General features: G+C 60.8%; 22 protein-coding genes and 1 pseudogene. 4 read left to right on the top strand and 19 right to left on the bottom strand.

Features of this window, described 5'->3' with window-relative positions; all coding sequences use genetic code 11:
* Positions 1-3: 3 nt before the first annotated feature.
* From AAV94_RS01965 to AAV94_RS01915, 12 genes are all read right to left on the bottom strand, one after another.
* A complete protein-coding gene (locus AAV94_RS01965; RefSeq protein ID WP_046740597.1) occupies positions 4-948 on the bottom strand; it encodes a hypothetical protein in 945 nt (314 codons plus the stop codon).
* Positions 949-956: 8 nt separating this feature from the next.
* A complete protein-coding gene (locus AAV94_RS01960) occupies positions 957-1,898 on the bottom strand; it encodes a WlaTC/HtrL family glycosyltransferase (RefSeq protein ID WP_084824670.1) in 942 nt (313 codons plus the stop codon).
* A gap of 12 nt (positions 1,899-1,910) precedes the next feature.
* Positions 1,911-2,924 carry a glycosyltransferase family 32 protein gene (locus AAV94_RS01955; RefSeq protein WP_156167901.1) on the bottom strand — a complete coding sequence of 338 codons (1,014 nt, stop codon included), beginning with the start codon at positions 2,922-2,924 and terminating at the stop codon, positions 1,911-1,913.
* Positions 2,921-3,901, bottom strand: coding sequence for a glycosyltransferase family 32 protein (locus tag AAV94_RS01950; RefSeq protein ID WP_046740596.1), 981 nt, complete (start codon positions 3,899-3,901; stop codon positions 2,921-2,923). The genes AAV94_RS01955 and AAV94_RS01950 overlap by 4 nt, the downstream gene beginning before the upstream one ends.
* Entirely contained in the window at positions 3,901-4,941 is a 1,041-nt protein-coding gene (locus AAV94_RS01945) for a glycosyltransferase family 2 protein (protein ID WP_046740673.1), read from the bottom strand. Before AAV94_RS01945 ends, AAV94_RS01950 begins: the two co-directional genes overlap by 1 nt.
* Entirely contained in the window at positions 4,941-6,149 is a 1,209-nt protein-coding gene (locus AAV94_RS01940) for a glycosyltransferase (protein WP_084824668.1), read from the bottom strand. The genes AAV94_RS01945 and AAV94_RS01940 overlap by 1 nt, the downstream gene beginning before the upstream one ends.
* 33 nt (positions 6,150-6,182) lie before the next feature.
* Positions 6,183-6,413 carry a zinc-finger domain-containing protein gene (locus AAV94_RS14535; protein WP_084824682.1) on the bottom strand — a complete coding sequence of 77 codons (231 nt, stop codon included), beginning with the start codon at positions 6,411-6,413 and terminating at the stop codon, positions 6,183-6,185.
* A 77-nt stretch (positions 6,414-6,490) separates the two neighbouring features.
* Positions 6,491-7,816: an O-antigen ligase family protein gene (locus tag AAV94_RS01935; protein ID WP_197407985.1), complete on the bottom strand. Its 1,326-nt coding sequence runs from the start codon at positions 7,814-7,816 to the stop codon at positions 6,491-6,493.
* Positions 7,817-7,844: 28 nt separating this feature from the next.
* A complete protein-coding gene (locus AAV94_RS01930) occupies positions 7,845-8,651 on the bottom strand; it encodes a glycosyltransferase family 2 protein (protein ID WP_231731175.1) in 807 nt (268 codons plus the stop codon).
* A 366-nt stretch (positions 8,652-9,017) separates the two neighbouring features.
* On the bottom strand, positions 9,018-10,409 hold the full coding sequence (hpnE, locus tag AAV94_RS01925) for a hydroxysqualene dehydroxylase HpnE (RefSeq protein WP_046740594.1): 1,392 nt from the start codon (positions 10,407-10,409) through the stop codon (positions 9,018-9,020).
* Positions 10,406-11,251 carry a presqualene diphosphate synthase HpnD gene (gene hpnD, locus AAV94_RS01920; RefSeq protein ID WP_046740670.1) on the bottom strand — a complete coding sequence of 282 codons (846 nt, stop codon included), beginning with the start codon at positions 11,249-11,251 and terminating at the stop codon, positions 10,406-10,408. The genes hpnE and hpnD overlap by 4 nt, the downstream gene beginning before the upstream one ends.
* Positions 11,252-11,428: 177 nt before the next feature.
* Positions 11,429-12,109, bottom strand: a complete 681-nt coding sequence (locus AAV94_RS01915) for a GDSL-type esterase/lipase family protein (protein WP_046740593.1) — start codon at positions 12,107-12,109, stop codon at positions 11,429-11,431.
* A 239-nt stretch (positions 12,110-12,348) separates the two neighbouring features.
* Between AAV94_RS01915 and proB the strand changes: the two genes are divergently transcribed.
* Positions 12,349-13,512: a glutamate 5-kinase gene (gene proB / locus AAV94_RS01910; RefSeq protein ID WP_046740592.1), complete on the top strand. Its 1,164-nt coding sequence runs from the start codon at positions 12,349-12,351 to the stop codon at positions 13,510-13,512.
* A gap of 82 nt (positions 13,513-13,594) precedes the next feature.
* Here the strand turns inward: proB and AAV94_RS01905 are convergent, their stop codons facing one another.
* From AAV94_RS01905 to AAV94_RS01875, 7 genes are all read right to left on the bottom strand, one after another.
* Positions 13,595-13,906, bottom strand: coding sequence for an STAS domain-containing protein (locus AAV94_RS01905; protein WP_046740591.1), 312 nt, complete (start codon positions 13,904-13,906; stop codon positions 13,595-13,597).
* A 103-nt stretch (positions 13,907-14,009) separates the two neighbouring features.
* Entirely contained in the window at positions 14,010-14,639 is a 630-nt protein-coding gene (locus AAV94_RS01900) for an MlaC/ttg2D family ABC transporter substrate-binding protein (RefSeq protein WP_046740669.1), read from the bottom strand.
* Between the two features lie 131 nt (positions 14,640-14,770).
* Positions 14,771-15,592 carry an MlaA family lipoprotein gene (locus AAV94_RS01895; protein ID WP_046740590.1) on the bottom strand — a complete coding sequence of 274 codons (822 nt, stop codon included), beginning with the start codon at positions 15,590-15,592 and terminating at the stop codon, positions 14,771-14,773.
* Positions 15,593-15,647: 55 nt separating this feature from the next.
* Positions 15,648-16,172 (bottom strand): outer membrane lipid asymmetry maintenance protein MlaD, encoded by a 525-nt coding sequence (gene mlaD, locus AAV94_RS01890; RefSeq protein WP_046740589.1) that lies wholly within the window; start codon positions 16,170-16,172, stop codon positions 15,648-15,650.
* A 36-nt stretch (positions 16,173-16,208) separates the two neighbouring features.
* The gene (gene mlaE / locus AAV94_RS01885; protein ID WP_046740668.1) at positions 16,209-16,994 is read right to left on the bottom strand and encodes a lipid asymmetry maintenance ABC transporter permease subunit MlaE; all 786 of its coding nucleotides are present in this window, start codon (positions 16,992-16,994) and stop codon (positions 16,209-16,211) included.
* Positions 16,994-17,839: an ABC transporter ATP-binding protein gene (locus AAV94_RS01880; protein WP_046740588.1), complete on the bottom strand. Its 846-nt coding sequence runs from the start codon at positions 17,837-17,839 to the stop codon at positions 16,994-16,996. Before AAV94_RS01880 ends, mlaE begins: the two co-directional genes overlap by 1 nt.
* Before the next feature lie 125 nt (positions 17,840-17,964).
* Positions 17,965-18,534, bottom strand: a complete 570-nt coding sequence (locus AAV94_RS01875) for a DUF924 family protein (protein ID WP_046740667.1) — start codon at positions 18,532-18,534, stop codon at positions 17,965-17,967.
* Positions 18,535-18,788: 254 nt separating this feature from the next.
* On the opposite strand from AAV94_RS01875, the gene rplU reads away from it, so the two are divergent.
* The 3 genes and pseudogenes from rplU to cgtA all read left to right on the top strand — a co-directional run bounded on the left by rplU (position 18,789) and on the right by cgtA (position 20,559).
* Positions 18,789-19,100 (top strand): 50S ribosomal protein L21, encoded by a 312-nt coding sequence (gene rplU / locus AAV94_RS01870; protein WP_046740587.1) that lies wholly within the window; start codon positions 18,789-18,791, stop codon positions 19,098-19,100.
* Positions 19,101-19,146: 46 nt separating this feature from the next.
* Positions 19,147-19,395, top strand: a pseudogene (rpmA, locus tag AAV94_RS01865) (50S ribosomal protein L27); the annotation flags it as partial.
* A gap of 99 nt (positions 19,396-19,494) precedes the next feature.
* On the top strand, positions 19,495-20,559 hold the full coding sequence (gene cgtA, locus AAV94_RS01860; RefSeq protein ID WP_046740666.1) for an Obg family GTPase CgtA: 1,065 nt from the start codon (positions 19,495-19,497) through the stop codon (positions 20,557-20,559).
* Positions 20,560-20,566 lie beyond the last annotated feature (7 nt).

Here is a 20,566-nt window from a genome sequence, read left to right as displayed (position 1 = left end):
CGATCAGCAGAAGTTTTCAAGCCATTGATTGATCTCGTGGCGACGCAGCGTTTCCTGAGGAACTCTGGGACACGGCTGGTTCAAGAACTCCGTTAACACATCTGCATCCGGTTCAAGCATGAGCAAGACCCGCCGAGGATCAAAGTCCGGTTCGTGGCGCGCATGTTGACGGGTCGTCACCAATTTTCGCGCCAGAAACAACGCCTCCACGCTGCGCAAAGTGGCTCCGGCCTGATGCACCTGAGCCACCTCCAGCAAGCATCGCGCCTGCATGGCATGACGCAAATTCTCTGCATACGAGAGATAGCCTCGCGCCATGAAGGCCCGTTGCCTCGGCGTGTAGCGTTGGCCTTTATCCGGCAACACATGCATAAAACACCGCAGCCCAGCTTGCTCTGCGACGTCAGCAAGCCGCATTAAAAAAGGCAAACGCCCTTTGTCCATCCCGATAAAGCAGAGATCTACCGTGCAATCCGCATATGCTGGTGCTGGGACTTCGCGATAGGGCTGCGGCACCAACCTCAATTTGTGCGCCTTGGCATCCTCGGGATCGAAGGTGGCGATATGCGGCGTCAACCTTCGCACCGCCTGCAGCCTGCGCTCGGCCTTGCGCGGATCTGCGCCATGTTCCCGCAATGGATTCCAGAGAAACACATGCACCTGCGCCTTGCGCAGGTATTTGCCCAGCACCTGCAAGTTCTTGGGGTTGAAGATGGAAAACAACAACACGTGATCGCCAGGGCGAATTTGCGCCAACTGCTCAAGCAGTGACGCGGAATACAGCCAATCGAGCCGTGTATTCGGCAGTGTGCACTCGGCGGCGCGCTTGAGTACGTCAAATCCTCGTGCACGCGGAGGCAGACAAATCAGATGCACATCTGTCCGAGCCACCCCATCGAAGATGAACCGTGTCAGTTCCGATTCGAAATCAGCGATGACATGCAGCATTGCAGAGACTAGCGCTTGTATTGCTCATAAATAGCCGACCCCTTTCGTTTGTACAGCTGCCAATCGATGTACTTCTCCCTCAGAATCCTTCTCCATCTCTTGCCACGAGATTCTGGTGCTTCAGGCGACACGTCATTCATAGTCAGGTGTCCACCCCCAAAGTTCTTTAATGCGTCACCCCACTGCGCACTTTCATGCAGTTCAAAAAGATCCGGCCGCTCACGGTAAGCCATCAAAAGCAGCGTTTGATCATCATCTGCAAAACCGCATGCCGTCAAGCTGACCATTGCAGAACGACAAAGGTGCCACAACTCCGACCAACTTCCAGCATCGGCGACAAGGAGGTTTCCCTTGATATACACATTCATGTTTCTAACTATCTCAAATATCGGCAACTCATCTACCGACCGATTCAAGAACGCATGAATTTTTGGCGAGAATGGATAATTCCACTCAAAATCAAATTCCTCCGCCACTGGAAAAACCTCCCCTCCGTGATTGAAGCCAAAATCCATCCACGCAATGGTCCCTGACGCGAGCCCTTTCTTGACTGCTTCATTGATGAAATAATATTTCATCAACATAATGTAATTATATTTTACACTCCACGATTCCGGATTATCCAGCCACCGCCTAAACACCCAGGCGTGCCGACTACGCATCGCCGTCTCAATGCGCAGAAGAATATCTCGATCGCACTGCTCCACCTCATCCACTGGCACAACGATCGTTCTATCGAGCAAACCAAAGGCACTGCGAATAGCCTTCACTTCTTCTGCATAGCATGCATCAACATAGACAACAAGATTGTTTTTTATCCTTGCCCAATGTTTGAAATAAGATATATACCTATCGCCACTCCTCCCAAAGCTCCCCCATCCTCCTCGCCTGATATCAAAAAATGCGGTGACAATCGTTATTTCATTATTCACGATAGAACCTTCATCCAATCATCCATTCCATCAGCGCTTTTTCAAGGAAGTCCTGCTCATTGCGTTCAGCGCCAGATCAACAAGACTACCCTTGCGATACCAACCGCGCTGTAACCAGAATTCCAGCTTGCTGCGTTCGCCGCCACGTAGTTTGACCAAGGCAGGCCAGAGCCCATCATCACCTCTTGCCCAGAGCAGCTTGGCAAACAGCGGCCTGCGTTTCCAGTGCGACTGCCATTGCAGCCAGTAGGCGCTTTCCTCAGCGCGCAACAGCGCCAGCTGCCACGGCCCACGATCTGCAGGGTGACGTTGCAGAACGTCCTGCGCCACCACGTGAATTGTGTGATAACTTGGTTCGCCAATACGCTGGATCAGATCGGCATAGCGCCCTTCGTTACGCAAGCGGCTTAGATAATCTTCTGTGTTCCCATCAATCGCTGCGCGCTGAAACAATGCCAGCCATTGCGTGACAAAAGCGCTTCCCGGAACGGCAGCTAAAAACCAGCTTTCTATCACCGGGTAATCCGGTTTGATCGTATAGCCATCCAGATAAAACCCGACGAAATCTGCCTGCTGCGGTGCGCGTAATTGCTCCACCCAATCCAACGGTCGCGTGAGAATAATAGATGCGTCTATCCAGACGCCACCGTAGCGCTGCAGCAAAGCCAGGCGAATCCAGTCCGTCTGCTTGGCGATGTTCAGGCGCGTGAGGCCAGCAGGAATGGCATCCAGGAATTCATGCACACGCCCCGGATGCAACACTTCGATGCGCCAATGTGGATGAAGTCGTCGCCAGCCCTGGATGCAGCATTGCACGACCAGCGGCAAACTTTCGCTGTGCCAATACGTCCAGATCACTTTGGGAATGGCGTCACGCACGAGTTCGCCTGATTGCGCGCCACGACCTAAGATCCGTTGCTGAGGCACTGGCAATGGCGCTAGGCGGCTGCATTGCCGAAGCCAGACCATTACCGCCAAGGCGATCGCCAACAGTAAGCCAAGGCCAATCTGTAACACGTGCGACAAGAGAGTGAATGCGTTCACGCCAGCTCCTGCAAATGCAGCCCCGCTAGGCTATCGGGCAGAAAGACGTGACCGTCTAGGTAGGCATCAAGCTTGCGCCGATCTGGCCCGCGCAGTTTGATGAGCGGTGAGACCGTCTTACCGACGCGCATGAGAAACAACCGCTCCTTCAGACGCGCACGGCTCCAACCAGCCTGGACATGGTAGAGGTAGCCGGTATCTTCAGAGCGCCACATGGCCAAGCGGTAGTTAGCTCCCGTCCATTGCAAAGTCCGCTGGATTGCCAAATGCGTGGTCAGGTATTGCGGCACGTCAATACGCTGACGCAGCTTCAGGTAATTGGGAAGTTGCCGCAGATGCTCAACATACGCCTGGGCACCTCGCTCAATCACCCAACAACCAAACTCCTGCAAGACATCGGCGAAAAAACGCGTATGTGGCGGCGCTGCCAGCAACCCAATCTCCAGCACCGGATAATCTGGCTCGCTGGTAAAACGGTCCAGATACAGCCCTAGCGCCTGCACCTTGAACTGGGCATGCGCCTGCAAAACCCAGTCGAGCGGCTGCGTCAGCACCGTACTGGCATCCAGCCAGATACCACCATGAGCATGCAATAAAGAAAGGCGCAACCAATCAGCCAACTGATGCACGGTTGCCTGCGCCAGCTTGTCCGGCCAATCGGGCACGAAATCGCGAGCCGTACGCGCATTCAGCACATGAATGTGCCAATCGGGATGCAGACGTCGCCAGCCAGCCACACAGCGCGCAATCAGAGGGGGCAGCACACCATCATGCCAGTATGCCCATATTATTTTGGGAATGGCTGACGACGCGCCGCCCTCACCTGACAGATTGTTTCCCACCTGTACCAAACGCGGCGACGGCAGTACGAACTCCGGCAAGAAAGGTGCTCGATGGCGACGCCATGCTAACAAGCCGCGTGCTATCTGCAGTTCCGCCCGAACGCGCCAATGCATGCGATCGTGTTGCACCACCATCACAGCGCCTTCATCGTTTGCAACCAACCCCGTACTTTCCAATAGCGCAACCACCAGCCCCGGCGTAAGTATGCGCGCAACAAAGCCCGTGGAGCCAACGGACTGATGGTCTGGTAGTACGCAAGAAATTGTTCCGGCACTTGTGGATTCTCCCGCCTTTGGTCAGGCGGTAAGCCAGAGAAAGCACGCATGGCGCCAAGGAAGTTGCGTGTAGCCAAGTGCGCAATGGCGAACTCCAGCTCGGCATTGCGCAACACTCCATCGTGTGCGACATGCCCTTGATAGTCGGCGGAAAATGCCAGCAAAGCTGAAGCCAGATCGCTGGCCTTGACCAAGGAAGTGGAAGAAAGAATGCTGCCTTCACGCTGGCGGTAAGCCACCCAAGGCTCTGGCACGTACGCGAAGCTGCGGGCGGCCAGCGCCAGACGCGGCATGGTTGCCATGTCTTCATAGTACGCGCCGCGCGGGAACTGCAGGCCGCTGCGCTGCCACAGCGTGCGACTGGCAATTTTGGACCACGCATGCATCTGACCAGTCAACATCAAGCCTCGCAAGAGTTGTACGCGATCGTGCGCCAATTGCCTTGCCGGACCTGCGAAACTGCGGCGGTGTGACTCGCCGCGGAGGCGATGCTTCAAACGCGGCCTGGCGCGCCACATTTGAAAGTCACACAGCACCAGTTCTGGCGCATGGCTTTGAATGCAGGCGCGCAGCTGCCCGATGGCCCCCGGCAAAAGGAAGTCATCCGAATCAAGAAACCACAAATATCTGCCTCGCGCAGCAGCCATCAAAGAATTACGCGCTGCACTCAACCCTTGATTGTCGGCATGCCGCAGCAGCGTGATCTGCTGCGGCCAATGCGTCTGTAGATGGGCCGCAATGCGTTCAGAGCCGTCGGTGGAGCCGTCGTCAAGCAGCAGAATTTCGACGCCCCGATCCGCCTGCACCAGCACCGATTCAACGCATTCGCGCAGATAAGTCGCAACGTTGTAGACCGGTATCAGCACGCTTAACCAAGGTCGGCCGCCATCTCCCGTCATCAGCATACCTTGGCCTCCGCCGACGAGTTCGCCTCCGCCCGCAGTGGCAACTGCCCGTCCAGAATCGCGGCAAATTCTCGCTCATAAGCGGCCGTCATCCGCTCCAGACTGTACAACGCGCTGGCGTCTTGCATGCCCTGCTGGGCCAACCTTTGGGCCAACGCATCGTCACTGAGCAGCAATGTCAGGGCATCGGCTAATGAGGCTGCATTCTGGTGGGCCACCAGCAAGCCGTTGCGTCCATGCTCCACGACTTCCTGGACACCAGGTACTTGACTGCCAACCACAACACAGCCAGCTGCCATGCCCTCGATCAGCGACAGCGGCATGCCCTCGTAATGACTGGCAAGCACGCAAATGCGGTTGCGCATTAGCAAGCCTGGCACGTCACCATGAAACCCCAGGAAGCGCACCTGCTCCTGCACCCCCAGTCTGCTGGCAAGACGCTCCATGCGTTCACGCACGCGCGTGCGGCCACCTCCTGGCAACCAGCACGTCGGCGTTAGCCCACGTTGCCGCAGTACCTGTAACGCCTTCAGCAGCGTTGTATGGTCCTTTTGCCTGGCAAAACGCGCTGCCATCACAATACCCGGCTCACGCTGGGCGAGGGGTCGTAGGGCAGCTTCCCGATACGGCTCCAGCTTGATGCCATTGGAAATGGCGATGGTCTTCTCCGGCGGCATACCCAGCGCCAACAGCGACGCTTTCACGCCCTCAGAGCAACCAATGATGCGATCCGTGCGCGAAGCTAGCCATCGGGCCTGTGCCAGTCGCCACCAGGTATAACGTTCGCGGCTGTTGTGTTCGACGTGCACCAGGTGCGGAACACCCGCCCACAGACCGGCAAACCGTCCCCACAGATGCTCGCTGAAGCCATGAGCAACCAGAATGTCTGGCTTCCACTGCAGACAAAGTCTGCGCAGTTGCCACATTGTGAGGCTATGCAACGCATCGGTGACGACATCGACCTCCAAACCCTCGCGGCGCAACGCTTCAATACGCAGGGGATCGGTGTGCCGTTTCTGACGCAATACCAATCGCGCTTCAAATATACGGTTGTCACGATGCGCTCGCACCAGATCTGCCGCGACCTGCGTGGCGCCTGAGAATCCTCCGGTGACAAAATGCAGAACGCGCGCTCGACGCACAACGGTCTGAACACCCTGCACCTTCACCGACGACAGCGGCGCAGCAGCCAAGGCCCTCATTGGATAATCGCCCGGTAAGCGGGAAGGCGCACCTCAATGACCTTTAAACACCTCTCCCGCCCTTAGCCGATAGACGGTGCCGCAGTACGGGCAGCGTGCGCTGCCAGTCTGTGCGACATCGAGAAACACGCGCGGATGGCCATTCCACAGCTGCATGCCGGCAAGAGGGCTGGGGCAGAAAATTCCACCGTTCTCGTTCAGATCCTTAGCCAGCACTTCAACATCTGCACGGGCCACGGGGGAGGAGGCTGTCGCTTGCGTCATGGTCATACATCCTTCTTGCTTAGAGCTACCCAGCAGTGGCAGCGAAACGGCCGTCCAAGGCCTGCAAATCCGGGCAATTATGGCACTGTGTCGACCACATCGACAGGCCCAGGCCGATTCCGTTGCCCGGCTGTCGAGACTGAGGCTTTCTCCAAGCAACGTAGCGCCGCCCAGAAGAGGATCAGCATAAAAACGTAGAACATCACGCCACTGTTATGCGCGAAAAATACTTGCGTCCAACCAAAGCCCACATACATAAGGACAATGGCCACGCCGCCTAGTCGCAGCGCCGGAGCTGCCGCGCCAACCCGCGTGCGCAGGCCATGCTGCTGCCAGCGTCTGCGCCAGCCTGCGCCGGGCCAGAACAATGCAAGGGGAACCAGATACAGCGCCATCAGAGCTGTCAATCCGGCCACACCTCGTTTTGCAAACATATCCAGCATTTCGTTGTGCGCATGGTCAAACTCCAGCGTGGATGCATCGAACTGGCCTGCAGCGACCAGTTCATGCTTACGCAAGGAGTATCCGGCATCCCCCCAACCTAGCCATGGTCGCTCTAGCCCCATGTGCCAAGCCAGGCGCCAATGCTCCAGGCGATGACCGATGGAAGTGCTGGCATCCCCGGATTGCTGATAAGCAGCCAATTCCGCATTCAGCGCAGCCATGCGCGTTTGCAGCTGGGGCACGTTCAGCACGATGGGCACGCTCACCAGCACCAACAGGGAAAGTCCAAGTACACAGTGCCGACGCACGGCGACCTTCAACGATCGCCAGCCGACCAATGCCAAACTCGGAAATGCCAGTACTGGCAGGAAGACAAGTGCCAACCAGCCACCTCGACTCAGCGAGAGCAGTGATGCCTGCGCGGCAAGCCCGATTCCCAGAAGCAGCCCCAGTCGCAGTACCCTGCCCAGATACTGGTATAGACACAGAAGGAAAATGGCGGCGAGCGCACCAAGCAACAATGCCAGATTGCCGAACTGGATCGCATTGGTATGCCCATTGGCACGGGGCAAGCCCAGTCCATACACCTGCCACATGGCGATCAACCCTGCGCCCCAGCAGCCCACCGCCACTCCCCACACTACAGAGCGCACCGAGGGCGCGTAGGTCACCGCGTACACCAGACACGGCAACGAGAGCGCTAGCTTGGAAAAACGATCCCACCGCGCAGCACCGAGCGAAGGATCGCTCTGAACGATCCAAATCAGCCCTATCCCTAGAATCGTGGCGCCGAGCAACCAAGTGCCTGTGTCAACGGTGTGAAAAGACCGTGGTAGCCAGCGATGCACACTGCCCAACGCTAACACAAGCAGCAACAAAGCCCCCCAGGAGTATCCGGAAGGCATCCAAAGCGCCAGGCCCGGAACCATAAACGCACACACGCTGGTAGCCTTGGCCAATCCAGTTCCTTGCGGCACGGAACACATCTCAACCATTGCGGCGCTGCACGTCGTCACTGAGCGTCTCATAGTCGTATCGCAGAGCCGCATAACGGAAAAAACTCTCCAACGCCTTGAACAGGCAATAAAGAAAGCCCGCGCCCCCGCCTAGAAAACCCAGCCGGATGACGTAGTGGCGGGTGAAGGCGACGCCTCCGGCCGCCAAACCACGCAACACGCCCCCTCGCTTGCCGCTGGCCTTGCGTTTGCATGCCCCCAGCATTGCATACTGCACCATTTTGGCCAGCGATGTCGCAACGTCCGGATTGGTGTAATGCACCAGCAGCTCCCGCATCATGCGACGCGGCACACCGGACTGCGTCAATGAGGCCTCCTCATGCACGACACCCTCGAAATGATCGATCAAGCACCGAGGAAACAGACGTACGACACAAGTCTTGGACATTGTGCGCGGCAACACCCGCCCGAAGGCAACGAGTTGCCACCGGACGCACCAGACTGCGCGGCGGTCATCCGCTGCAACCACAGCCTGCAGTTCGCGCTGAAACGCTGGTGAAATGACTTCATCGGCATCAAGGAAGAAGACGAAGTCACCCGTGCAGTACGAAAGCAGCCGATTGCGCTGCACGGCGAATCCGCGCCAATCAGGGTGGACGAAGACTTTTGCCCCATAGGATCGCGCAACTTCGACCGTTTTATCGGTGCTGCCGGAATCCACTACCACCACTTCGTCCGCAAATGCCGCACTCTCCAGACAACGTCCTATCAGACGCTCCTCGTTGAAGGTCAGGATTGCAATCGTCAGGCGTGGTGGATCAACAGGTTGAGAATGCATGCGCGTCATCATGGGGCAAGCAGCCACCTCCCTCACAGTCGGCCGAATAGCATTCATCCACGGTTGCCCGACGATGGGCCTGCCATATGCCGTAGGTGGTACGAGCACAAGCGTGACCTGCCGATGGCACAGCAACCGCCTGGACACTTGATAAACTGAGCCGGCACTTCATCCGTATAGGGCTGTCAGTAAGGCAACAGGAACACACGCTGCCGAGAAAAAACAGTCGCCAGCCGACTACGGATCACTTTTCATTATCGGCTTGATTATCCACCGCGTGCAGGCTGCGTCAGCGTACGGGCGCCGATAAGTCGCAAACTGTGACAGAGTTGTTGCATTGACACCAAATACCTACGAATCAAGCCGTCAAACGCGCATGGTATGCACCAGCACGCGACCTGCCGCCGCCGCCCCACTGCGCACGGCAGCCTCAAGCGTCGCCGGATAGGGGCCCGCCACGTAATCGCCGGCAACGGCCAGGGATGGCCAGCGTGTCAGTGGCTGACTTGGTGGACGGTGCAGTTGCGCGTGGCACACGAACGTCGCGCGCTTTTCCACGATGGTAGCCAGTACGCGCCAGTTACTGGCATCGGCAGAAATCGCTTGCGCCTGCGCCAGCACTGCCTGTTGCAACGCATTCTTGTCCGTCTTCAATGCACTGGCTACCCAAGCTGTAATCCCCTCGTCACCGGTGAGCTGCTGGCGATCGAATGCGAACTGAGCCACCGCCCCAGGCTGTGCGAGCATGGGGCGCTCCAGCAGTGGCTGCGTGGCGGCTCGGCCTGCCTCCCGCTCCAAGTAGACGGTGCCAATGGCCTCGTGAAACAACGTTCCAGCCTGTTCACACCAGCGCTCGAGCGCATGGCAATCGCCCATGCCCTCGGCGGTTTCGGCCAAACCATGGAGCAGGCGCCGCGTTTCCCAAACGGGTGTGGCAATGATTACCGCATCGAACGGCTCATCCATGACCTGCCAACCGGGCCGGCTGTGCTCTGTGGCCCTGACGGGAGCAGATCGCGAGCGCGTCACCGCGGTGACACGCTCGCCCAAGCGGATGCGCGCCCCATGGCGCGCCAGCCAGACAAGCGCGGGTTCAGCCAGCAGTGCACCCAGCGGCTTGGTGGGCAGCAGCAGGTCCGCGCTGCCGGGTCCTCCCGCGAGCGTGTCGCGCAGCACGCGCAAAAAAACCTGACCGCACGCCTCCTGCACCGGCGTGTTGAGGGCGGCAACGCACAGCGGCTCGACAAACTGCTGCATCAACTGCACCGGCGCATGCCGGCACAGCGCCGCCACGGTGGTACCCGGCGGGCACGCAAAGCCGCTGCGCTGCCAGCTTGCGAGCAGGCGCAGCAGGGCCAGCCGTGTCGGCCATGTCCAACCGCACGCACGCGCGATGCCATAAAGGCCCGCCAGCTGCGGCCGGCGCGGCCAGGGTGGCACGCGCAGACCGTGACCGTGGGCGTCGCGCAGGTCCAGTGGCATGCGCTGCAACACATGCTGTGGGCGCACACCGACCGTCTCCATCAACGCCAGGCAGGCCTGGTATGCCCCGATCAGAATGTGCTGGCCATTGTCGAGCGCCACGCTGCTGCCATCGGCACGCAGCAGGTGCACGGTGCGCGCCCGCCCTCCCGCCACCTTGGCCGCCTCGAACAGCGTCACCTGCGCACCCAACTGGCAGGCATGCACGGCAGCGGCCAGGCCGGCCCAACCGGCGCCGATGACGGCTACGCGTCTGGCGTGCGTCCGCGCACTCATCGCGGCATCCGGCCCAGGGCCTGCACCTGCCATGCCAGCCAGAGCTTGCGCACGGGTGTGAGATGGATGCGTTGGTGCAGCACCTGAAAACCGCCACGCTCGATCTCGCGCAGCAGCGTGCGGTAGATATGCGCCATCATCAATCCGGGTTTCTGGCTGCGCCGGTCGGCAGCTGGCAGCAGATCAAGCGCCTGGTCATACAGACGGTGCGCCCGCTCGGCCTGGAATCGCATCAGCGCCGTAAAGCGCTCGGAGTAGCTCCGATTGCTGATGTCATGGGCGCGCACATCAAACTGCTGCAGCTCGTCGACCGGCAGGTAGATACGCCCGCGCATCGCATCCTCGCCGACATCACGGATGATGTTGGTCAGCTGGAAGGCCAATCCCAGGGTGTGGGCGTACTGGGTGGTCTGCGGGTGCTGCTGGCCGAATATGCGGGCAGCCACTTCCCCCACCACGCCGGCCACCAGATGGCAGTAACGTTGGAGGCCGGCAAAGTCCAGATAGCGCGTCTGGTGCAGGTCCATCTCACAGCCTTCAATGACTGCAAGCAAGTGCGGCATCTCGATGCCGAACTGCGGAGCCAATGGCACCAGCGCCTGCGTCACAGGATGGCTTGGCCGCCCCGCAAAGGCCTGTTGCACCTCAGCCTGCCACCAGGCAAGTTTGGTGGCCGCCACGCCGGAGTCATGGACTTCATCGACGACATCATCGACCTCGCGGCAGAACGCGTAGAACGCCGTGATGGCAGCCCGTCGCTGCGGGGACAAAAACTTGAAGGCGTAGTAAAAGCTGCTGCCCGACTCGGCCGCCTTTTGTTCTACGTACTGCTGTGGGGTCATGGGCTGCGATTGTCCCATGCGGCGCCATCCCTTCTGACCTGCCCGGCCATCGCGCAGTGGCAATTTCAGCAGGCGCCGGTTGACGACCTGCTTTTGCGCCGGGCCGTTCGCGCCCGTGGCACGCGTTCACAAACATCGCAGGCATGCGTAGATGCGCCGCTACTTTTCAACCGGTTGCTACAACATGCCTGCGCTGCGCAGGCCTTCCAGCAGTTTCTGCGTAAACAGGGCGTAGCCCTGCGCGTTGCCATGCACCTGGTCGGAGCGCAGATCCTCGCTGGCAAGTACGACAGACCATGCGTCGGCAAGCAGCGGCACACCGCGCTCCTCGGCGATCTCGTCATACAGCGGATGGTCGCGCAGCACCCCTGCGGCCGCCAACACGTTCAACCCCGGCACGCCGACCAACAATACCTGTGCGCCCGCTTGCTGGCACAGCTGCACGATCTGGTCTATCTGCGCCCGCGTGCGCGTCGCCGGCACCCGCCGTAGGAAATCATTGCCACCGATGCTGACAATGACCAGCGCAGGCCGGTGCCCTGCCAGCAGCTGCGGCAGGCGCTGCAACGCCTGTGCCGAAGTGTCCCCGGAAACCCCGCCATTGACCACATTCCAGCCGGTCTGCTGCGCCAGCAGCTGCGGAAATGCCTGGTGCGGCGGCGCCCCAACGCCCACGGCCAGTGAATCGCCCAATACCAGCACCGTCGCTCCTGCCGGCACGCGCTGACCGAGCTCCTGGCGTCCGCAGCCGCTCAACCAGAGCGTCACCGGCCAGACGGCCGCGCCGATGAGAAGACCCCGCACCACGCTGCGACGTCGCAGCGGACGCGTCCTTTCCAGGGGCGTTGTGGGTCTCATCCGATTTCTCATGCGCATCTGGTAGCGTTCTTTCTCATCCCTGCCCGGCACCGAAAGTCTGTTTGCAATCTTCGCATGGATGCTACAGCCAGGCAAAAGCGCACCGGACAGCGTTACCCACCTTGCGCAGACGGCCAGTCTGGGCTGCGGCAAGCGTAGCACGCGCACGGCATGCCCGAGCGCCCGTATTCGCCACGGCGTGCGAGAATTACGGGTTTTACTGATTGGGCTCACGCAAGATGGTCTGCTCTTTGCCTACAGACGCCTCCCCATGGGACAGCGTGCACCGCGCACGGCGCATTGTTGTCAAGGTCGGCTCCAGCCTGGTAACCAACCAGGGCCAGGGGCTGGATGCGCAGGCCATCAGCGAATGGGCGCGGCAGATCAGCCACATCGTGCATGGCGCAGGCGACGACAGGCGTGAAGTCATCCTGGTCTCCAGTGGCGCCATTGCCGAGGGCATGAAGCGCATGGGTCTGAGCCGGCGCCCCCGCGAACTGCATGAACTGCAGGCCGCGGCGGCCGTTGGCCAGATGGGCCTGATCCAGATGTACGAGAGCATGCTGCGGCACTACCAGCTCGGCAGCGCGCAGGTGCTGCTCACGCACGCCGACCTGGCCGATCGCGAGCGCTACCTCAATGCGCGCGTGACGCTGCTGACATTGCTCAAACGCGGCATCGTGCCCGTCATCAATGAGAACGACACGGTTGTCAATGACGAAATCCGTTTTGGCGACAATGACACGCTGGGGGCGCTGGTTGCCAACCTCGTCGTGGCCGATCTGCTGGTCATCCTGACCGACCAGAATGGCTTTTACACCGCCGATCCGCGCAAGGACCCACAAGCGCGCAAGGTGCACCTGGCCCGCGCGGGCGATCCGGCGCTCGAAGCCATGGCCGGGGGGGCCGGCACCAATATCGGCACTGGCGGGATGCTGACCAAGATCCTCGCCGCAAAGCGCGCCGCGCGCTCAGGGGCATCCACCATCATCGCCTGGGGCCGCGAGCCGGACATTCTGCCCAGGCTGATGGCGGGCGAGCACAATCTTGGCTCACTGCTCTACGCCCCGATGCACAAGCTGCAGGCCCGCAAGCAGTGGATCGCCGACCACCTGCAACTGCACGGCTCAGTGGTACTGGATGCGGGAGCTGTACGCAAGATCCGCGACGAAGGCAAAAGCCTGCTGCCGGTCGGCATCGTGGCCGTCAAGGGCAGCTTCACGCGCGGCGAGGTAATCGGCATCGAGGATGAATCGGGCACACAGATCGCCCGGGGCCTGGCGAACTACAGCGCCGAGGAAGCCCGCAAACTCAGCCGGCATTCCAGCGAGGACATCGAGCACCTGCTAGGTTACATTGCCGAGCCGGAAATGGTGCACCGGGACAACCTGGTACTGATCTAAGAACCTGTTCTCGCATGGCGCATTGCACCATGGGACGCGAGGCAATGCGCAACACCCCGCAAGCGCGGCGCCGGGCCCGAGGTCAGCGGCCGGCAGACGGCTTTTCCCGGCCTTCGTCCAGCAATTCGTCGATGCCATAGACGTCGGCCAGCGAACGCAGCGTGGCCGACATCCCCACCACACCGGCAAAGACCACGCCCTGCTGCTGCGCCTCGCGGCGCACTGCCAGCAACGCTGCCAGCGCCGAGGAGTCGAACTGCTTCAATGCGGAAGCGTCCACCTGGATAGGCTCGGCATGCTCCTTGGCTTGCTGGAACTGCGGCTGTACGCTGCGCACCCAGGTCACCACTTCGTCACGGGTAAGGCGGGCTGGCAATGGCAGGGTGATAGGCATGATGCTCGAATTTCTTGTTGTGGTGGCAAGACGATGCGGATACCAAAGGCACGGTGTCAGAGGCACTCCCTGGTTTCGCCAGCGCGCTTTGACTAGGAACTGCTCATTCCGCAGAGCGTCTGCGCAGCGCGCGGATCAGGCCATCGATACCGTTGGCATTGATCTCCTGCTGGAACTGGCTGCGGTACGAATCAACGATCCACGACCCCATCACGTTGACGTTATAGACCTTCCATCCGAGCCCTTCACCCGGAGTTTTCTGCAGTCGATAGTCAAGCTGGATGGGCTGTTCGCCGCCGCGCACTTCCGAGCGCACCAGCACGTCATTGGCGTCAGGCTGAGCGCGCATGGGCAGCACCACCACTTCCAGATCACCGATCTGGTCCAGCGAGCCCGCATAAGTACGGATCAGCATGGCCTTGAATTCCTCGATGATCTGCTGACGTTGCTCGGGGGTCGCGTTGCGCCACGCGGGGCCGACCGCACCGGCCGTCATGCGCGTGAAATTGATGTGCGGCATCACGATACGGTTGACGGCATCGGTTGCCGCCGCAATGTCGCCTTGCTGCACCGCCTTGTTCTCACGCAACTCGCGCAGCACGTCGTCAGTCACCTTCTTGATCATGGCATCGGGCGCCATGTCCTGCGCGGCCACAACGGCAGGCGCAGCCGCAAGTAGGCCGGCCACTGCCACCACCGTGGCGCCGAGCAGCTTGTGCAGCAAATTCTTCATCATCACGTCCATTCCTCTTTCGTGGTTCTCGTAGCGCTGAAAAACGGCATAACCGTTGAGTCGCCTAGTGTGGCGGAAAGTTCCTGCGCACGCTGTCAGCAGATGGCGCCATCGCGCAGGCTGCCCCTTGGCTACTGCAACGGCGCTTCATCCACTTCCGGGACGTAGCCACTTCCCATCTCCTCATCGTAATCGGGAATGTAGCCGTCCTCGTCCACGGCGCCATCGCCGGTGGTGCTGCCCGTGCGTTGCTGCAGATACAGATCGCGCACCATGACGTAGGGATCGAACGCGGCCTGATCCAGCAGATCGCTGGCGCGCAGGTAACGCGCACGGGTGTCAACGATGTTCAGTGCGCGCAGTCCGTAACGGTGTTCGCTGGGATTGAGATGAGACAGCGGATTGCCATAAATGTCCGCAGGCAACGCCGCCGTATCCCGCACGGTGGACGGCCCCAGCAGCGGCAGCACCAGGTAAGGCCCGCTGGGCACGCCCCAGTGCGCCAAGGTCAGACCGAAATCGCTTTTGTAGCGTTGCAGCCGCATTTCACTGGCGACGTCGAGCAACCCGCCAAGACCAAACGTCGTGTTGACAGCGACGCGAAAGAAACTGCTCATGGCCGCCTCCCCCTTGAGCTGCGCCACGTTGTTGGCAAAGGACCAGACATCGCCGAGATTGCCAAAAAAGTTGCCTACCCCCTTGCGGGCCAGCTCCGGCACCACAGTCTGGTAGCCGGTGGCTACCGGTCGCAGAATTGCTCGGTCCAGGCCTTCGTTGAGACTGTACATGCTGCGGTTGAAGGACTCGAAAGGATCGCCCGGCGTCTGACCGTACTGCTGGCCTTGCGGTCCGGTGGTCGAGCAGGCAGCCAATGTCAGTGCAGTGCCCATGGCTGCACACAGATGCAGGGCACGCGGCGCTGGCAATGAGAAACGTGTCGGTTCAGTTGGCATGGTTGTCACTCAGGGCTAGCAATGGAATGTGGTGGGGACAGCCGGCAAGCTCGCATCAAGGCAGCTGCCCGGCCTGCGCGTCATCGGAAGTGGCATTCGCGCCGGCGGACGACGCCCCTCCGGCCCGTGATGCGGAATTGAACATGAACGCAGAAATGAGATTCTCCAGCACCAGTGCCGATTGGGTCTGCGTGATGACGTCGCCATCGCGCAGATTCTCGTCTTCGTAACCGGGTTCGAGCCCGACATACTGATCCCCCAGCAGCCCACTGGTGAGGATCTTGAGCGAACTGTCGCGCGAGAAGTGGTACCGGTCGTCAAGCTCCAGCACCACTTTGGCGCGGTAGACCGAATCGTCATAGCCGATCGCTGCTACGCGACCCACCACTACCCCGCTGCTGCGCACCGCCGCCCGCGGCTTGAGCCCGCCGATGTTGTCAAAATGCGCACTGACCTGATAGGTATTGCTATGCCAGTTGATCTGCAGCAGATTGGCTGCCTGCATGGCCATGAAGGCGATCGCCGCAAACCCGATCATCACGAACAGGCCAACCCACACATCCGACTTCGATTTCTGCATTTTCGTTTCTCTCCAGTATCGGTGGACCGTAGCGCCTCAAGGCGTGAACATGACCGCCGTGAGCAGGAAGTTCAGCGCCAGCACTGCCCACACGGAGGCCAACACCACCGTGCGCGTGGTAGCCTGCGAGACGCCCTCGGGCGTGGGTCGCGCCACATACCCCTGCAGCAGCGCCACGAACGTGACCGCCACGCCGAACACCAGACTCTTGACGAAGCCCTGGCGCAAATCGCCAAACACCGTCACGGCGCTTTGCATCTGCCCCCAGAACGCGCCGCTGTCGACGCCCAGCAGCACCACGCCCACCAACCAGCTGCCGAAGATGCCAACCGCATTGAACAGTGCCACCAGCAGCGGCAACGCAATGATGCCGGCGAAAAACCGGGGCGCCAGAATGCGCTGCACCGGATCGACCGCCATCATCTCCATCGCGCTGAGCTGCTCGCCCGCACGCATCAGGCCGATCTCTGCCGTCAGGGATGTGCCGGCACGGCCTGCAAACAGCAGCGCGGTGATGACCGGGCCGAGCTCACGCACCAGCGCCAGCGCCACAACCATGCCCAGCGTTTCTGCCGAGCCGAAGCTTTGCAGAATGTAGTACAGCTGCAGACTGAGCACGCTGCCGACGAAAAAGCCGGAGACGGCAATGATGGTCAGCGAACGGTTGCCCAGAAAGAAGATCTGCTCACTGACCAGACGAAAGCGCGCCAGTGCGGCAAGACCCGGCAGCCACAGCCGCCCAAACAACCGCGCCGCGTAGCCCCAGTTCGCCAGCAGGCGCCGGGTGCGAAACCCTACTTCGGCGGGATGCCAGCTGCGCATCATGGATGACCTCCTGCGGCGCGCTGCGCGCCGAAATCCTGCTGCAAAGTCGGGCCCGGGTAATGGAACCGCACCGGCCCATCAAACTCGCCACGCACAAACTGCCGCACCAGCGGATCGCTGCTGGCGCGGATCTGCGCAGGGGTGCCCTGCTCGGCAATGGCGCCATTGGCCAGGATGATGACGTGATCGGCGATCTGGAAGGTTTCGTCCAGATCGTGCGAGACCAGCACCGTGGTTGCTCCCAGTGCGTCATTGAGGCGCCGGATCAGACGCGCCGTCGTGCCCAGTGCAATCGGATCCAGCCCGGCGAACGGCTCGTCATACATCAGCAGCTCCGGATCCAGCGCGATGGCACGCGCCAGCGCCACGCGCCGGGCCATGCCGCCGGAGATTTCGCTGGGGTACAGATCCCGCGCACCGCGCAGCCCCACCGCATTGAGCTTCATCAGCACCACATCGCGCAGCAGACTCTCGGGCAATTGGGTGTGCTCTCGCAGCGGGAACGCCACATTCTCGAACACCGTCATGTCGGTAAACAGCGCGCCGAACTGAAACAGCATCCCCATGCGGCGGCGCAGTGCATACAGGCCCTGCTGGTCCTGCGCGCCCACGTCCGTGCCGTCAAAGAAGACGGCACCGCGCGGCGGCATGTTCTGGCCGCTGATCAATCGCAGCAACGTGGTCTTGCCACCACCGGATGCACCCATGATGGCCGTGACCTTGCCATGCGGCACCTGCAGCGAGACGCCAGAGAGAATCAGGCGCTCGCCATAGCCGAAATGCAGGTCGCGGATGTCGACCAGCGGCACAGCCTTTGAGGATGAGTGGGTATCAAAAGTCATAGATGCGAGATGCCGTGCCTCATGCGAAGCGCCCGGCCGCCACGTCCGAATGGCGCGGGCCGGGATGGGCTGATGAGCGGGCAATTGTAGCGATTGCGCCTGGGCGCGGCCGGAGCGGCGCGCCGTCAGCCGGCAAATCCGCCTGCATCCAGATAGGCCTGCTCCTGCGCAGAGCTGGTACGCAGCAGCACCGCGTTGCGATGCGGAAACCGACCGAAGCGGGCGATGATGTCGCGGTGCTCCCGGGCATGGTGCAGGGTCTGCCCGCCCAGCGGCTCGCACAGGGCCACGCAGCGCTGCTGGTCTGCCAACGTTTCCGAATGCATAAAAGGCAGATAAAAGAAACTGCGCAAGGCGGGCGCAACGCGCTGGTCATGTCCTTCGTCAACGGCACGCCTGGCCCAATGCAGCGCCAGATAGTCGGTGGCAAACATATGGGCCGTGCCCCGAAAGCTGTTGCGTGGGTACTGGTCCAGCGCCAACAGCAATGCCAGCGCCGAAACGGCTTCGCCCAGCCAGTGCGCCAGTTCCTGCCTGGCCGCTGCAAAATGCACGGCGCGAAACCGTTCGGCAAACACGGCATCGAATGCCGCATCCTTGCTGAACCAGCGCTGCGGTCCGGCCGCCTGCCAGAAAAGCACCAGCTCGGTTGCGGCCGCGTCGCTGACGACCGCGTCGCTGACAACCTCGCGCATGGGCATCTCCTTTTTCGTTGCCTTTGGGTGACTCGCCCGAAGCAGCCTAACCGCACGGCGCCGCACTTCACCGCCCCAACGTGGTATCGCCGCAAGAAACCTAGGGCAAAAACTTGCATCGGCGATGGCCACGCACTACAATGTGCGGTTCATTTCGTTCACAGACAGTTGCTTTGTGGTGCGGGTGATTCTCCCAAGGCTGGTTTTGGCAGCGTTTGCTGCGGGCCAGGCCGTATTTCGATCAAGGTGAAAACATGTACGCAGTCGTAAAAACCGGTGGCAAGCAGTATCGCGTGTCCGCTGGCGAAAAGATTAAAGTAGAACAGATTGCTGCGGACGTGGGCCAGGAAATCGTGCTCGATCAAGTGCTTGCCATTGGCAGTGGCGCTGATCTCAAAGTGGGCACACCTTTGGTTTCTGGTGCCAGCGTCAAGGCAACTGTCATCTCGCAGGGCAAGCACGACAAGGTGCGCATCTTCAAGCTGCGCCGTCGCAAGCATTACGTCAAGCACCAAGGCCATCGCCAGCGCTACACCGAGCTGCAGATTGGCGATATCACCGTCTGAGTCTGTCTGAATCGACGGTAAGAAAGGATTTGAAATGGCACAAAAAAAAGGCGGCGGCTCTACGCGCAACGGGCGGGATTCCAAGCCCAAGATGCTGGGTGTGAAAGCCTACGGCGGCGAACTGGTGAGCGCAGGCTCCATCATCGTGCGCCAGCGCGGCACACGCCTTCACGCTGGCACCAACGTGGGTACCGGCAAGGACCACACTCTGTACGCTCTGGTGGACGGCCACGTGTCCTTCCGCCACAAAGGCGCTTTGAACAAGCACATCGTGGAAATCACGCCCGCGGCCTGAGCCCGGCGCGATTTTTTCCACAGTGCCTCAAAAGCCCCGCTTGCGGGGCTTTTGTTTTGTTGGTGCAATGCACACCGCACTGTGCCCAAGGAGATCAGCATGAAATTCGTCGACGAGGCATACATCGAGGTCGCAGCAGGCGACGGCGGCAATGGCTGCGCCTCCTTCCGCCACGAGAAGTACAAGGAATTCGGTGGCCCTGACGGCGGTGACGGCGGTCGCGGCGGTCATGTCTACGTGATGGCGGACGTCAACCTCAACACCCTGATCGACTTCCGCTACGCCCGCCGGCATGAGGCCAAGCGCGGCCAGCATGGCATGGGCTCGGACATGTACGGTGCTGCAGGCGACGACCTGACGCTGCGCGTGCCGGTAGGCACCGTCATCAGCGATGCGGAAACGAGCGAGGTGCTGATGGAATTGCTCACGCCCGGCGAGAAACGCATTCTCGCCAAGGGCGGTGACGGAGGCTTTGGCAACCTGCACTACAAGAGCTCGACCAACCGCGCGCCACGTCAGAAGACCATGGGCAAGCCGGGACAGCGCCTGTCCGTCAAGCTCGAACTCAAGGTGCTGGCCGACGTTGGCTTGCTGGGCATGCCCAATGCCGGCAAATCCACCTTCATCACGGCGGTGTCCAACGCACGCCCCAAGGTAGCCGACTACCCTTTCACCACCTTGCATCCCAATCTCGGTGTCGTGCGCGTGGCGCCGGAGCAGAGCTTTGTCGTTGCCGACATCCCCGGGCTGATCGAAGGTGCTTCCGAGGGCGCCGGCCTGGGCCACCAGTTCCTGCGCCATCTGCAGCGCACCGGCCTGCTGCTGCACATCATCGATGTCGCGCCCTTCGATGACAGCGTCGACCCCGTTGCGCAGGCCATGGCCATCGCCGAGGAACTGCGCAAGTACGATGAGGCCCTCTACGAAAAGCCACGCTGGCTAGTGCTCAACAAGATCGACATGCTCGATGCCGCTGCCCGCAAGGCGATACGCCAGAAAATGGTCGACGGCCTGCAGTGGCAGGGGCCGGTGTACGAGATTTCCGCGCTGGCACGCGAGGGCTGCGAGGCTCTGATCCGTGACATCTATGCGCATCTGCGCGCGGCCAAGGCTCCTACCGAAGAGGAAATCGCCGAGCGCTTCGATCCCCGTTTCGACCGCTGACGTGTTT

This window comes from Lampropedia cohaerens (genome assembly GCF_001005215.1).
In the GTDB taxonomy this organism is placed as follows: Bacteria; Pseudomonadota; Gammaproteobacteria; order Burkholderiales; family Burkholderiaceae_C; genus Lampropedia; species Lampropedia cohaerens.
This window is presented reverse-complemented; position numbering and strand designations above follow the sequence as displayed.